General features: G+C 62.8%; 11 protein-coding genes, 1 tRNA gene and 1 pseudogene. 8 read left to right on the forward strand and 5 right to left on the reverse strand.

Going from position 1 to position 14600, the window contains the following annotated elements; genetic code table 11:
* Nucleotides 1-96: 96 nt before the first annotated feature.
* Entirely contained in the window at nucleotides 97-408 is a 312-nt protein-coding gene (locus JQ553_RS09270) for a hypothetical protein (RefSeq protein ID WP_212499568.1), read from the forward strand.
* Between the two features lie 1063 nt (nucleotides 409-1471).
* Here the strand turns inward: JQ553_RS09270 and JQ553_RS09275 are convergent.
* On the reverse strand, nucleotides 1472-1834 hold the full coding sequence (locus JQ553_RS09275; RefSeq protein ID WP_212499569.1) for a PRC-barrel domain-containing protein: 363 nt from the start codon (nucleotides 1832-1834) through the stop codon (nucleotides 1472-1474).
* Between the two features lie 713 nt (nucleotides 1835-2547).
* Here JQ553_RS09275 and JQ553_RS09280 point away from each other — a divergent pair.
* Nucleotides 2548-2745, forward strand: coding sequence for a hypothetical protein (locus tag JQ553_RS09280; protein ID WP_212499570.1), 198 nt, complete (start codon nucleotides 2548-2550; stop codon nucleotides 2743-2745).
* 818 nt (nucleotides 2746-3563) lie between these two features.
* Here the strand turns inward: JQ553_RS09280 and glmU are convergent.
* Nucleotides 3564-4922, reverse strand: coding sequence for a bifunctional UDP-N-acetylglucosamine diphosphorylase/glucosamine-1-phosphate N-acetyltransferase GlmU (glmU, locus tag JQ553_RS09285; protein ID WP_212499571.1), 1359 nt, complete (start codon nucleotides 4920-4922; stop codon nucleotides 3564-3566).
* A 171-nt stretch (nucleotides 4923-5093) separates the two neighbouring features.
* On the opposite strand from glmU, the gene JQ553_RS09290 reads away from it, so the two are divergent.
* Together JQ553_RS09290 and JQ553_RS09295 are read left to right on the forward strand one after the other, a co-directional pair.
* Nucleotides 5094-6431, forward strand: a complete 1338-nt coding sequence (locus JQ553_RS09290) for a hypothetical protein (RefSeq protein ID WP_212499572.1) — start codon at nucleotides 5094-5096, stop codon at nucleotides 6429-6431.
* A 96-nt stretch (nucleotides 6432-6527) separates the two neighbouring features.
* Nucleotides 6528-6908 carry a hypothetical protein gene (locus tag JQ553_RS09295; protein WP_212499573.1) on the forward strand — a complete coding sequence of 127 codons (381 nt, stop codon included), beginning with the start codon at nucleotides 6528-6530 and terminating at the stop codon, nucleotides 6906-6908.
* Here JQ553_RS09295 and JQ553_RS09300 read toward each other — a convergent pair.
* On the reverse strand, nucleotides 6868-8493 hold the full coding sequence (locus JQ553_RS09300; RefSeq protein ID WP_212499574.1) for a beta-(1-6) glucans synthase: 1626 nt from the start codon (nucleotides 8491-8493) through the stop codon (nucleotides 6868-6870). The two genes, JQ553_RS09295 and JQ553_RS09300, sit on opposite strands and share 41 nt — an antisense overlap.
* Nucleotides 8494-8734: 241 nt before the next feature.
* Between JQ553_RS09300 and JQ553_RS09305 the strand changes: the two genes are divergently transcribed.
* The 3 genes from JQ553_RS09305 (at nucleotide 8735) to JQ553_RS09315 (ending at nucleotide 12489) form a co-directional block, all read left to right on the forward strand.
* The gene (locus JQ553_RS09305; protein ID WP_212499575.1) at nucleotides 8735-9328 is read left to right on the forward strand and encodes a beta-1-3, beta-1-6-glucan biosynthesis protein; all 594 of its coding nucleotides are present in this window, start codon (nucleotides 8735-8737) and stop codon (nucleotides 9326-9328) included.
* A 191-nt stretch (nucleotides 9329-9519) separates the two neighbouring features.
* Entirely contained in the window at nucleotides 9520-12195 is a 2676-nt protein-coding gene (locus JQ553_RS09310; protein WP_212499576.1) for a glycosyltransferase, read from the forward strand.
* 218 nt (nucleotides 12196-12413) lie between these two features.
* Nucleotides 12414-12489: transfer RNA gene (locus JQ553_RS09315), tRNA-Lys, on the forward strand.
* Between the two features lie 42 nt (nucleotides 12490-12531).
* On the opposite strand, the pseudogene JQ553_RS09320 reads toward JQ553_RS09315, so the two are convergent.
* Nucleotides 12532-12969: pseudogene (locus tag JQ553_RS09320) on the reverse strand (IS481 family transposase); the annotation flags it as partial.
* A 269-nt stretch (nucleotides 12970-13238) separates the two neighbouring features.
* Nucleotides 13239-13364 carry a hypothetical protein gene (locus JQ553_RS34885; RefSeq protein ID WP_283817231.1) on the reverse strand — a complete coding sequence of 42 codons (126 nt, stop codon included), beginning with the start codon at nucleotides 13362-13364 and terminating at the stop codon, nucleotides 13239-13241.
* Between the two features lie 817 nt (nucleotides 13365-14181).
* On the opposite strand from JQ553_RS34885, the gene JQ553_RS09325 reads away from it, so the two are divergent.
* Entirely contained in the window at nucleotides 14182-14526 is a 345-nt protein-coding gene (locus tag JQ553_RS09325) for a hypothetical protein (protein WP_212499577.1), read from the forward strand.
* Nucleotides 14527-14600 lie beyond the last annotated feature (74 nt).

The following is a 14600-nucleotide window of genomic DNA, read 5'->3' on the forward strand; positions in this document are numbered from 1 at the left end:
AAGTCGTGGCGGGCAGCAAATTCTGGAACATCGCTTTCACAGCGCCGTTGTCGAGACGTGATCAGGGGAAGCACGAACCCACATGGGAGAGACGCCATGAAACCGCGACAGATCCTGCTTGCGAGCTGCGTTGCAGTCCTTCTTGGCGCCGGCGGCGCACAAGCCGGTCCTTGCAACACGGCAAACAAGGATGCTGGCTCCGGCCCAACACCAGGACATACCAATCAAACCGTTGGAACAGCTGCTTCACCGCGCGACGAGCATCCGCCAACCAGCAGAATGAACAACGCGAGCGGAGATGTGGCTACATCGTCGCAGGACACACAGAAGCAGATGCAGAACCAGCCCACAGCTGCTCAGCAAGCTCAAGGCGCAAAATCCAGAACTGGCGCAGGAAACGATTGCTAGACTTGCGTAGACCGGCCGCCAACCGAGGCGGCTACACGCTTCGTTCCACCACAGTCTGTGCGTGCCCGCGCGGCCGCATCAGATGCAATCGCGCTTAATCCCGCGATCTTCGCTGCTTCGTTATCAAATGGAGGGTTCAAGGTGCAAGCCCGGTTAGCGTCGATCTGTCTTGCGCTGTCCTGCGGATTGGCCACAGCACAGCCTGCCACAACGGGGGACATGAATGCGCCAACTGGCCGCTCGGCTCCCGAAGACAAGGGTCAATTGCAGCCCCAAGGTTGGACCGGCCCGATCAACACCGGCACAGGTGGCGCACCCCCCGAAAGCCCCCAGGGGCAAAGCCCGCCTGGGATGCAGCCCGCGCCAGATGGATCGACAAAAACGACTGTCGAGCCCCCCAAATAATGTGATGGCGGGGTAGCAGCGCATGCAGACACGGCATCGCTTCCGGCGGAATCGTGCCAAGGAAACGCGTGCGAAAAGCGAGCCAATCTCGCTACAGCCTCAAGGAAACGCGGCAACCCGCGGGTAGCAGAGGAGCAGGCGAATTTCCGCGACGGCCTTGACCTGAATCAATGTCGCTCGAATTGGCAGGATCAGCGTTCCGGCATGACCGCGCGCTACGATTGGATCACCCTAGCCGGGTACGCCGCCATATTGCTGGCGGCACTGGCGCTCGTTGCTCTTCTGTTGGCCTAAGCATGATCCGGAAAAGTGTGTTGCTGCCTTCCCTCGCGACAAACGCGCAACGTTTATGCGGAGATCATGCTCAGAACGAGAGATCATGATGCGACTCGACCCAATCGTATCATGATCTGCGCCACGACCTTTTAGCGCTCAAGATGCCCCCCGGCGTTGGCGACAATGCGGGGACAGGTCGAGCTTGGGAGGTCGCTCTTCAATTGAAGATACCTGCCACCGCTTGCTGCGCCGGTGCGGCCGTGGAGTGCCTGAATTGAAAGAGGCCGCGTCGCGAAGCGGCCCCTTGCGGGGCTTCAAATGAAGCAAAAAACGAAAATGGTCTCGCCCCGGCCTGCCGATCATTGAACCGCGGCTTGGAACGTCAGACGAACGGGACGCCGTAGTAGTCGTTCACGGAGCGACTGACCTTCGGGTCATTCCAGTTCCACGCGCCCTCTTCGCGATACTTTGGAGCGCCGCGGAGCTGATCCTCGGTCAGGTTGGTCAGATATCCTTCGAGCTGGGTATCGTATCTCAACGACTGCCACGGCAGCGGATAGAGATCGTCGCCGATGCCCAGAAAGCCTCCGAAACCAAGCACTGCATAGGACACCTTACCGCTGACCTTGCCGATCATCACGCGTTCAACGCTACCGATCTTCTGGCGGTCCGCGCCATACACCGCCGTCCCTTCGACCTTGTCGCTTCCAATCAGGTTCTCAGTTTCTCTCGCTTCCGCTGCCATGTCGTAAAACCTCGCTTGCGTGTTCGATGTAACTGATCAAGCCGCATCACCTGGAAGCGTTCCTATTTGTACTGACGCCGCGGTAACGTTCATGCAGCCGATGGCAGCTGATCGCGTGTCAGCTTGGTGAAGGTGATGCTCCGTAGGAACGACCGCCGACGCCGTCCGTTGCACCAGAAGTCGACAGGAGGAAGACTGCATGAGAGTTGGAAAGATCGCCTTGGCAGCTGCATTCATCATGGGATCAATTGCTTCGGCAACCGCACAGGGCGCAGGTGGAGGTGCCGGCGGTGGCGCCGGCGCCGGCGGAGGTGCCGGTGCGGGCGGAGGTGCAAGTGCCGGTGCAGGAGGCGGCGGAAACTCCCCGGCCGCCACCACCGGTCAGGGTGCATCGAGTAGCCCTCGCTCGGCGAACCCTGGCGCCACGGCCAATGATACGAAAATGAAGGGCCACAGGAAGTGAGACCAAAATACCCGCCGAGGCGGCACCTCGGCGGCATCTCGATATCAGCTACGGCATCTCGCGCTTTGCCATCAAGCCTTTGGAAGTTCATCCAGACTGCGCCCGAGGAATGCCCTCTATCCACCCGCGCGCTTTCAACTGCCCGCGGCCCGTTGCCGGCCTACACGGCGGGCTTGCTTTTTCCTCTATCTTGCGTGCCCGGGCTTCGCTAGGCTGAGGCTTCGGCGGCGTACCTTGGGAGGAGGCGCGCATGAGGGCGATCGGCGTCGGGGTATTCGCGGTCTTTCTTCTCGTGGTTGTCTACGCGGCCTTCGATCTGCGTCGCGATCACAACCAGATCAACCGGATCAAGGAGGAATGCCGGCAGACGTACAACGACCGTGGCAAGGTGAAAGAATGCATTCTCGACTCGGCGCTTCGGCGCGCAAGGGAACCGCAGATGCCGTAAAGGCGGACCTAGTCCACCGCCACGACCGTCGACTGCACGGAGCGTGGACCGTGCCGCAACACCGCGAAAGCCGACAACAGGATCGAAATCGCTTCTGCGTCACACCAGCGGTGTGAAGTTCAAACTGCGCAGGATGCGTAGAGTGATGCGAACCAAACCAGCGACAAGACGACCCGACGGGCAAATCACTCGAAAGCCTGTCCAGTCGTCGTGCGAAAAATATTTCGCTTCCATCGTCGGGCAAATCAGTTGTTCAATCCCGCGCGTCTCACCCGAATGAGGGGCGGCTCGCGATCGTCACGAACGTGGCGTGAGATGCGGTGGACGCGGAGCGCGTGACTGACGAGCGCATGCGATGCGGACGGCGAAATCGTGTGGTCCTGACGCCCCAGTGGCTGGTGTTAAGTCCGCGGGAGGCTAGCGCCTCTTGCTGATGACGGTGGCAACAAAGCCCGGTCTCACCGAGGAGATCACGTATAAGCCGTAAACCATCGCGCAGGGAAAGCCGGGTCGTTTCCGGTTACACCTGTGGTCCTACCCCCGTGCTTTTTGTTGCACGGGACCCATGGGTGCGATCGGCACCCGGCTTTCCCTGCGCCCTCTGCTTGCAGAGAGCGACAACGACGATGCAAGGCTCGGACAATTCACGTCGCGAGAAGGTGAAGTCGTGCCTGCCCGTCATTGCAAGCGAAGCGACTTGCCCGCTGTAGCCTTGGCGAAGGCGGAAGCAATCCATGATTCAGCAAACGCGGACGCGGATCGCTTCGTCGCCAGCGCTCCTCGCGATGAATTGACCAGAACCGTCTCCGTCTTGACGATCACTTGCTCTTCGGCGTCTTCGCCTTGGTCTTCAACTCGCGAAAGCGTGCGGCGCCGCCTTCGCGGATGGTCTGCTGGCTGCGCTCGACGGCAAGAGCGTCGTCGGGCACATCCTTGGTGATGACGGAACCGGAGCCGATATAGGCGCCTTTGCCGATCTTCACCGGCGCCACCAGTGAGGAGTTCGTGCCGACAAAGGCGCCCTCGCCGATCAGCGTCTTGTGCTTGGAAAAGCCGTCATAGTTGCAGGTGATTGTGCCGGCGCCGAGGTTGGAATTCGCCCCAATATGAGCGTCGCCGACATAGGAGAGGTGGTTGACCTTGACGCCGGCCTCGAGCGTCGCGGCCTTCATCTCGACGAAATTGCCGATCCGCGAACCGTCGCCGAGCGAGGTGCCCGGCCGGATCCGCGCGTATGGACCGACCAACGCCTTCTTGCCGATCTTGACCCCGACGACGTGCGAGAAGGAATGGATCACCGCGCCATCGGCAATGGAGACGCCGGGGCCGATCACCACGAAGGGTTCGATGGTGACGTCCTTGCCGAACGTCGTGTCGGCGGCGAGATAGACTGTCTCGGGCGCGATCAGCGTCACGCCGGCCTCGAGCGCTTGCTTGCGCAACCGCGCCTGCATCACGGCCTCGGCCTCTGCAAGCTGCGCCTTGGTGTTGATGCCGCGCACTTCATCTTCGCTGGTTTCGATCACAACGGCCTCCAATCCCAATTCCCTGACAATGGTGACGGCATCGGTCAGATAATATTCGCCCTTGGCATTGGCGTTGCCGATCTTCTCGATGATTTGGAGCGCCTTGCCGCCGTTGAACGCCATCATCCCGGCATTGCACAGGGTGATCCTGCGTTCCTCCGCGCTCGCGTCGGCCTGCTCGCGGATCGCGACCAGTCTGCCGTTCTCGACGATGAGGCGGCCATAGCCGGTCGGATCGGCGGCATGGAAACCCAGCACGGCGAGCGCCGCGCCTTCTCGCAGCGGCGCGCGCAGGCGCGCAAACGTGTCCGCCGAGATCAGCGGGGTGTCGCCGAATGCGACCAGAAGATCGTCGGTGCCGCGCGCGAGGGCCTCACGCGCGGCAAGCACCGCATGCGCGGTGCCGAGCCGCTCGTGCTGGACGAAAGTCTGCGCGTCGGGGCGGATGCGGCGGGCTTCGTCTGCGACCGCCTGATGGTCCGGACCGATCACGACCGCAAGCGACGATCCTGCGCCGGCGGCCGCGGCGGCAAGAACATGCGACAGCAGCGACTGGCCTGCGACAGGATGCAGCACCTTCGGCAAGGCGGAGCGCATGCGCGTTCCCTCGCCGGCGGCCAGCACGACAGTCAGGCTCGATCGCACAGTCATTCAGTGTCCTCAATGCGACACGCCAGGATTGGCGCCGGGCCGTCTTTAATTGTTTTCCCGGGGAGAGGAAACCGATTCGCCCCTCCCCGCGCCCGGATTCAGGTTCCCGGCCCATTTCCTGTTAGTCTTTGCAGCGTGATTCGGCGGGCCTTGAGGAGGGCCAGGGGCGCTTTGGCCAAAGATCGCGACAACCTGGCGGCTGATTTCGAGCGCGAGGCGGGCGGCGGCCTGTTGAACGGCTTTCTGGCCGAAGAGGACGCGTTCGACCGCCGCGCACTGTGGCGCCTCGGCTCGTGGGGTGTCGCCGCCGTCGCCGCTGTGACCATCGCGGTCGTGGCCAACCAGTCCTATCTCACGTTGAAGCGTGATCAGGTTGCCGCCGCCGACATCGCCCGCCAGGCGCAGCAAATGCAGGTGCTCGCCAAGGAAAGCCGCACCGAAGTGCGGCGATTGGCGTCCGCGATCGATACGCTGAGCAGCGACCGCGACCGTCTCTATTCGCGCGTCTCGAGCCTGGAGCAAGGGCTTGATTCCGTGACCGGGGCGATCACCAGGCAGGCCCCAGCGACCGCAGCAGCTTCGCCCAAACCGGTGACAACTCCCGCCGATCCCCCTGCCACGGCCCCCGCTCCCGCGCCGGCGTCGCCCCCCGCCGCCGCACCAATGGCGGCCACCCCTCAGCCGGCATCAGACAAGCCGACCGCACCGGAGAAGCCATCCACAGCCGACAAGCCGGTAGCACTGGCCGACAAGCCCGCGGTGGTATCGACCGACAAGCCCCCGGCCACCGGCGAAAAGCCGGTCGTCTCCGCAGGGCCGGCGGCGCCCGATACCGCCCCGGCGGCGGGATTGTCGACCGCCAGGGATGCAGCCAAAACGGCGGCCGCGCTGCCATCCCACTCGTTGGCGGCAGCCAAACCGATTGTGGCGCCGCCCGACTCGACCGCGGGCAAGTTGATCGAGCCGGCCAAGGCCGCCATCACCAAGGATGTCTCGGCAAGCCCGATTCCGGATGTTGCCGCTGCCTCTGCACCGGCTGCGGAGGTGGACGTTGGGGCCGCGGCACCGCAGGCGCAGATCCAGCGCACCGAGTTCGGCGTCGATCTCGGTACCGCGAATTCCGTTAACGGCTTGCGCGCGCTCTGGCGCGGCCTGCTGAAGTCCAAGGCCAATGCGCCGCTGACTGCGCTGCGGCCGATCATCGTGATCAAGGAAGCGACCAATGGACCCGGCATGCAGCTCCGATTGGTCGCAGGACCGCTGAACGATGCCGGCACCGCCGCCAAGATTTGTGCGGGCCTGAGCCTGAACCAGCGGCCCTGCGAGACCGCGATCTATGACGGCCAGCGCCTCACCATGCAGGCGGACGAGCCGCCGCCTGCAGCCAGCAAGCCGCCGCAGCACCGGCGGGTCTATCCGAAGCGCGCGGCCGCGCCTCCGGCTGTGGAGGAGCCGAAGAAACCGGAGCCGTCGACATTCTCCTCGCTGTTCGGCCGTAATAGCCAATAATCAGTTGCGGCAACATCTTGTGGCCAATTTCGCACCCATTTTCGCTAATCTTTGACGTGGCTTGTCCCGCATCCCGTTCCCGACCATATTGCTGCGATGAAGAAAGCCCCGTTCCGCCTTACCCCCTACCAGGTCCAGTTCCTGCTGATCGTCGGCTTCGTCACGGTCGGCTACGCGCTTTATGTGCGCTACCTCGCGATCGAGCTCTCGACCGTGGCGCTCGCCTGCGACGCAGGACTGCAGACCATGGCCTGCAAGGCGCGCGCCCTCGCGACCGTGTTGTTCAAGAACTCGGTGTTCGGCACAGTGGCGCTCGTTATCGCCGTGCTGCACGTGATGCGGCCATCGATCGTGCTCCTGACCGGCGGGTTGATCGCCGCCGGCCTTGGCATCGTGCTCTACAACATTGTGCTATCGGGGATCGCGATCGGGCTGCTCATCCTGGGTTTTGCGCGGCCCGCGCCCGCCACAGCGTAGCGGCCAGTAACAGGTACATCACGCAGGTCCAGTCCGATTGCCAGTTGGTCGTCCCCTCGTTGAAGAGGGTATAGATCGCGCAGATGGTCAGCAGGCCGGCGAATACGGATTCCGCGATCGGGCGCGTGCCCTGTTGCGGGCGGTTGAGCATGGTCAGGAGCGCGAAAGGCACCACGGCCATGGTGAGCGAGGCATAGGGGAAATCCCGGTAGCGCGGGTCGAAGGTGAAGCCGAGCGCGGTTTGCGCCGCGATCACCGTGGTCACGACCAGCACGATCGCGAGCAGCACCGCCAGCACGCCCTTGCCGCGATAGTCGCGCGGCCCGAGCAATTCCAGGAAGGTTGGCAGCGCGCGGCCCGCGATCAGCGCATGCGCCACCAGGAGCGGCGAGGCGATCGCCGCTGTCAGCAGCGCGCCCCATAGCAGCCAGCCGCCGATGCCGTAGCTCTCATAGTACATCTTGTCGGCGGCGATCCCGAGCAGCGCGCCCGCCGTCGTCGCGGACACGCCGACCGCGATCCAGGACGAAAGCCGCGGCGTCCAGGGCCTGCGCCGCAGCGTCAGCCATGCCGCGAGGAAGGTGAAGGCGCTGAGCACCATGCCGCAGCCCATCTGGATCCTCCAGGCGGGGAAGTTGCTGATGGGGACGCCAGGCGGATACTTCACCTGCCGCTTCACCGCGTCGAACAGGCCCCAAAAGCCACCAACGGTGCCCTCGAGCTGGCGCTTCCACGGCTGGTCGTAGGCCTCGATCAAGTTGACGCGAAAGCCCTCGCGCTTGGCCAGATCGAGAATCTCGGAGACGATCCGCGCCTGGTTGGTGCGCGACGGCAGCGCACCCTCGCGCATCCGCCCCGCGCTCGGCCAGCCGGTTTCGCCAATCAGGATCTCCTTGCCCGGGAACGCCACCGCCATACGCTTGCGGATGTCATCGACATGGCCGGCGGCGAACTTCGCCTTGATCGGCACGTCTTCCCAATACGGCAGGATATGGATGGTGACGAAATCAACCGCGTCGTAGATTTCGCGGTTCTTCAACCAATATTCCCAGACATCGGCATAGGTCACGGGCACATCGACCTGTGCCTTGACCGCACGGATGTTTGCCGCGAGGTCGGCCGTCGTCATCTCACCACGCAGCAGTACCTCATTGCCGACGATGAGCGAGGTGATCACCCCTGGATATTCCTTGGAGAGGCGGACGGCGATCGCGATCTGCTGCAAGTTCTTGAAGCGGTTGCTGCCGAGCCAGATGCCTTGCATCACCTTCAGCCCGGCCTTTGCCGCCACGCCCGGCACCTGATCGAGACCGTTCTCGATCGAATAAGTGCGCACGCAGTCGGTGACCTTGGCGAGATCAGTCAGGTCCTGCTCGATCTGTTCGACCGGGATGTGAGTGCCAGGCTCCAGCGGCGTCTGGGCACCGCGAAACGGCGTATAGGACACGCATTGCAGCTTTGCGGCAGGATCGATCGGGGCGCGCGCAAGCGAGATCGGCGTAGCGAGCCACCACCACACAGCTGCGATTACACAAAGAGATATCGGGAGAAGCGCCAGCGGCGTACGAAGCGAAATCGGTTCCATCCTCCGGGGGACCGTCGAATTAGCCGGTCAGCGCCCGTCTGCCAAGAGCGGGAATTGGTCAATACCATGGATGTCCTGCGACAGTTTTGCGCTGGAGCGATAAAGTTGTGAGTTTGCTGGACAAAATCCAAAATTCCGGTCATGGGATTCCACCAGCGTCTCCGCCGCACTGGAGACCTATTTGGACGGCATCACGCGGGCCGTCGAAATTGTCTTCGGGCACCAATTTATCGGGGAATGCATGCGTCGACGGCTGGTTGAGTTGAAGAATAGTGTTTTGCGCCGCCTCGCCGTAACGGGCCTTGCGCTCCTGATGGGAGCCGGCGGCGCCTACGCCCAGAGCGGCACGCCCAATCCACAGGACCAGGCCAAGCAGCAGTCTGGCAATCCGCCCGATGCCAACGCTGCCAAGGAAAACAACCAGCGCAAGACCGACGAATTCGTCGAGGCGCAACAGGTGATCAACGGCCCGGCCGGCAACCCGGAATGCGTCTGGCTTGGCCGTCGCGTCGTCCGCCTGATGTGGCTCGACGACCTCGACACCGCCTTCCGCCACCTCGACCTCTACGATCGCTTCGGCTGCCCGGGCGGCCACGTCCAGGCCACCTTCCGCTGCCTGACCCGGTTTGGCGCCCAGATCGACGACAAGGTGCCGCGCAGCCTTGATGGCCGCATCCATGCCTGCTGGATCAACCCGGGCGCCCAGCCTCAGGCCGCCGCGGCGGCCTCGCCCGCGCCGACAGCAGCGACAGCCGGCAATGCGGCGCCCGCACCGGCCGCCTCGCCCTCGCCTGCGCCAGCTCCCTCGGCGTCGCCCGCACAACCGGCGAAATAACGGTATCGCGCGATGGCGCGGCGGCGGATTTTTTCGCAGCGGGAGCAGCTTACGCCCTCAAAACGCCACGGCGCCGTACCAGTTGTTTAATCGCGCGGTAGAGATATCTTTACACTTGCCGGCGTGTTCGGTCGAACCCAGGGGACGGGTTCGCTTTATCCTCAATCTTGGCCCCGTATGGTTTAACCGCGATGCGCGCCGTCGTCGCCGTTCTGTTGCTCGTCACCGCCACCCACGCCGCGCTTTGGGGTTTGTTCCAGGAGAAGCAGTCGGCGCCCGATTTCCACGGCATGTTGCCGAGCGTCTCCTACGCACCGTTCGAGGGAACTTCGCACCCGGACGTCGACAACATCCCGCAGGCCGAACGGATTCGCGCCGACCTCAAGCGGCTGTCGACGATGACGCGCGCGATCCGTCTCTATTCCTCGACGGGCGGTGTCGAGCTGGTCCCACCGATCGCGGCCGAGTTCGGGCTGAAGGTCATGCTCGGCGCCTGGATCGACAAGAATGACGACCGCAACAACCGCGAGATAGATGCGGCGATCAACCTCGCCAAGCGCAACAGCAACGTGATCGGCGTCGTTGTCGGTAACGAGACCATCTACCGTGGCGAGCAGAAGGTCGACGACCTGATCGAACTGATCAAGCGCGTCAAGAAGTCGGTCAACGTTCCCGTCACCACGGGCGAGATCTGGAACATCTGGCGCGACTTCCCGCAGCTCGCCAATTCCGTCGACTTCATCGCCGCCCACGTGCTGCCTTATTGGGAAAACTTCACCGACAAGCAGGCGGTCGACCAGGCGGTGGACCGCTTCAACCTGCTGCGCGACCTGTTCCCCGGCAAGCGCATCATGATCGCCGAGTTTGGCTGGCCGAGCCAGGGCTACAATTTGCGCAACGCCGAGCCCGGCCCGTTCCGGCAGGCTTCCGTGCTCCGGAACTTCGTCACCCGTGCCGAAGCCATCGGCATGGATTACAACATCGTCGAAGCGATCGATCAGCCGTGGAAGTTCTTTGAAGGCGGCGTCGGCCCTTACTGGGGAATTCTCGACGCCGACCGTGAGCCGAAATTCTCCTGGACCGGCCCGATCGTGAATCCAGACTACTGGAAACTTGCGGCGATCGCCGTCCTTGTCGGACTCTTCATGTCGCTGCCGATCCTGCGGCTGGAGTCGCCGACTCCGATGCAGGCGCTGCTACTGTCTGCGGCCGCCAACGGCGTCGGCGCCTGGGTCGCGACCGTCTTCTCCTACTGGAACACGCACTATTTCGTCTGGGGCTCGGCCTTCGCGCTCGGCCTTGGCCTCGTGCTGTTGGTTCCGCTGGTGCTGATCGCGATGGCGAGGATCGAGGAGATCGCGGCGGTTGCCTTCGGCCGCGGCCCCCGCCGCCTGATCAACCGGAGCGCGCAGCTTGCGCCGACCGCCATCGGCGAGAACGTCGCGTTCCCGAAGGTCTCGATCCATATTCCAGCCTATTACGAGCCGGTCGAGATGCTGAAGCAGACGCTCGATGCGGTCTCGCGGCTCGACTATCCGAATTTCGAATGCGTCTGCATCATCAACAACACGCCGGATCCCGAATTCTGGCAGCCGATCCAGGACCACTGCCGCGCACTCGGTGAGCGCTTCAAGTTCATCAACGCCGAGAAAGTTCAGGGCTTCAAGGCGGGCGCGCTGCGCATCGCGATGGACCGCACCGCGGCCGATGCCGAAATCATCGGCATCATCGACGCCGACTATGTCGTGCATCCGGACTGGCTCAAGGACCTCGTGCCGGTGTTCGCCGATCCGCGCGTCGGCCTGGTGCAGGCGCCGCAGGAGCATCGCGACGGCGACCGCTCGCTGATGCACTACATCATGAACGGCGAATATGCCGGCTTCTTTGACATCGGAATGGTTCAGCGCAACGAGGCGAATGCCATCATCGTGCACGGAACGATGTGCCTGATCCGCCGTGCCGCGATGGACAAAGCCGGCGGCTGGTCCAGCGACACGATCTGCGAAGATACCGATCTCGGCCTCACCATCCAGCAGCAGGGCTGGCTCACGCACTACACCAATGTGCGCTACGGCGAGGGCCTGCTGCCTGATACCTACGAGGCGTTCAAGAAGCAGCGACATCGCTGGGCCTATGGCGGCTTCCAGATCGTGAAGAAGCACTGGCGGCGCTTCCTGCCGAAGGCAAGCCGGTTGACGCCCGATCAGCGCCGCGAATTCTCGCTGGGCTGGCTCAATTGGCTCGGTGCCGAGAGCCTCGGCGTCGTGGTCGCCATCCTCAACCTGATCTGGGTGCCGATCGTCGCCTTTGCCGACATCGCGATCCCCGACAAGATCCTGACGCTGCCGATCATCGCCTCCTTCATCGTGTCGCTGGTGCATTTCGTCGCACTCTATCGTCTCAGGGTGAACATCAAGGCCGGCCAAATGCTGGGCGCCATGATCGCCGCGATGAGCGTGCAGTGGACTGTGTCGCGCGCGGTGGCGCAGGGCCTGATTACAGAGCATCTTGCCTTCGCGCGCACATCCAAGGGTGGCCTGTCGCGGATGTCGATCGAGTTTCAGGCATTCTGGGAGGCCGTGATCGGCGTGCTGCTCCTGGTGGGCGCGGCAGTGCTGATCGCCACCAACGGCTTCAAGCAGGTGCGCGAGATCTATATCTTCGCGGGCGTGCTGGTGCTGCAAAGCTTGCCTTTCCTGGCCGCGGTCGCGATCGCGATCCTGGAGAATTCGCGCATCAACGAGTTCGCCTTCTGGCGCAACAGCGCGGTGCGGACGGCGGAACTTATCGGCTTGCGCCCGGTCAGCCTGCCATCGGTCGCTGCCCCGTCCCAACCGGTCACTTCGGAAATCCGGCGGGACGGCTGACCCCAGCCCTTGGACTGCGGCGGACAGGCGGGTCGGACCGGTTCAACAAGCCACCCCAAGCGCCAGTCGCGCGACGGGAATTCCTTGATGCGGGGCGACGCGATTGGGACCGCCGGCGCTATTGACCCGATGGGCCCTGCCCCCTACACAGCGCGGACCGGCAGATGATCCGGGACCTGCACGCATCGGAAGGTTCTTGGGGAGATGCTTGGGTGAGTGAGCTCGTAGCTCAGGCGGTAGAGCACGTGACTTTTAATCATGGGGTCGAGGGTTCGAGTCCCTCCGAGCTCACCAAGCAAGCTTGTCCGACCCGGAGAGATGGGTAACGGAACGTACCTAAGACATGGGTGACAACCTCGTGCCGAACGGGTTGTCGAGGGGCTGCAAGGTTTTCTGCTCCAGATCGCAATATCCGAGATCATAGTGCATGAAGCTGACGAGCCAAATGCCGTCGTCGACCTCCTTGATGCCGAGCTTTTGTCCGGCCAGCACGGTGGAGAGGTCGATCCGCTTGCGATGCAGGCAGAGACGTCCGCAGGCGGTGACGAGCACCTCGCGATCGTGGAACGGATAGGTTGGTTCCGGCAGGCCGGCATAGCCACCCGGTGAGGCGGTGTAGCGTTCGGCGAGGCAGTTCATGTCGAGGGCCTCGTGTGGACGCTCGGCGTTGAACTCGCGGAGGAAGGCGTCGAAGCGTTCCTGCTGCTGCAGGCTGTTAGCGCCCGGTGGTCGGGTGGTCTCCTTTTTGAGGGTGAGGTGCATGCGGACGTGCCGCCGGGTCTTCACATAGAAGATATTGAAGGGCATCGCCTCGCACGCCATTGTCAAGCGGAAGGCTTCACAACGTAAGGTTGCGCGAACAGGCTAACAGACTACCTCCAGGTCCGGAGCGGGAGGTGTTGCTGAAGAGAGCGCGACACGACGAAGCCGCCGCCCATATTGCGGAATGGCTGGCGTCGCCGGGTTCAGATCGCTGACTAGATCGTTGACCTAAGAGTGAGCCCGCAGAGTAAGCCCGCCTCAGTTTGCGACCTCTTTCATGCTCAGCCTAGCCGCGACTGCACAAGTGACATGATCATCAGGGTGCCGATCAGAACCGCCGGACCGCAGCTGACCGCAGCGGCTATCCAAAGTTCCGGCTCGCGCATGATCTTGTAATCGTCGTCCATGGCAAAGTTCTCCACGAAGACCGATGGGTCAACGGGAAGGATCCGGAGACGTTCCCATTACGCCCGCCGGCACGCAGCAGAGTTCCTCGCACGCTTACTGTTGAGCTACAAACGAAGCCCGCCATTCGCGACGGGCTTGAAGTTCCAGGGAGAAGCATCGTGAAGATGCTCGTAGAACGTATCACGAGTAGCGTCCCAGCGGTGTTGCGTGACTGGCACTGTGGATAAGAAAGCCAAGTGCTTAGAAATCCAAACGGGAGTTGCTTTCGTTCGCCCGTTCCGATTGGATTCCAACTGGGGCCGACCGAGCTTCAGAATCATGAGCAGCGGACCATATCCAGTAAGGACCGTCACCATCACGGTCTGCGGTGTCGCGCACCACGGAACATATTTCGTTCAAGGGTCGGTGGTGCAGGTACGATCCGTGCTCGGCGCCAAAGCGACTCAGATCGGAACGTCGCCGCGGGAAATGATCGCCAAACTACTTCTTTCAGAGCTAGTACGCGGTGCCAGCGCAGACGATTAGGGCACCTCCGCCAAGCGCAGAATTGCCCCGCTGAGGGCGCGCCTGAGTCGGGGACGAGAAATGGTTCAAGGAGAACGACCCCGAGGGCGTGGCGTTCGCATATGAGGTTCTGGAGTGAGCCGCATAGGCCACGCGGTGCCGCCTAGCAGGTTTACGCGGTGTCCCAGTTTGTTCCGGTCGTTCCACACCCCGATAGCCGACGAAAAAAACAACCCGAACTGATTCGCTTTTCGCCCGACCCTCTCCTATCTTGGACCCCGGTTAGTGGAGTTCTCGAAGAAGGAGAGTTCTATGAAGTGGGTGTCAATTCTCTTCGGCATCGGGACGGCGTTTGTTGCGACCGCAAGCTCGGCGCAGCCCATCAATCTGACTGGCGTCTACCAATGCATTCAGATGTGTCGCGGAAATCTGCCGGCTCACATCACGCAGAACGGTGCCGAAATCAATCTACTGACTGAAGCCGGTCAGCCGTCGAAGGCATGGCCGGATGCATTATGGCCGGCAAATCGCATCTGGATTGAGTCATTGGATCAAAGCGCCGTTTATTCGCCCGACGGCATGCTTGTTCAATTCGATAGCGGAACAATCTGGCGGCGTGACCTGGGCCCGGTAGTTCGGCTTCGTCCGCGCCGATAGCTCTATCGCGTCTCACGAATCGGCATTGATGGCATCGCCCTCCCGGCGAACGGGCCCAGGTGACGGGCCTGTGA

Origin of the sequence: Bradyrhizobium lablabi, from assembly GCF_018131005.1 — a bacterium.
GTDB lineage: Bacteria > Pseudomonadota > Alphaproteobacteria > Rhizobiales > Xanthobacteraceae > Bradyrhizobium > Bradyrhizobium lablabi_D.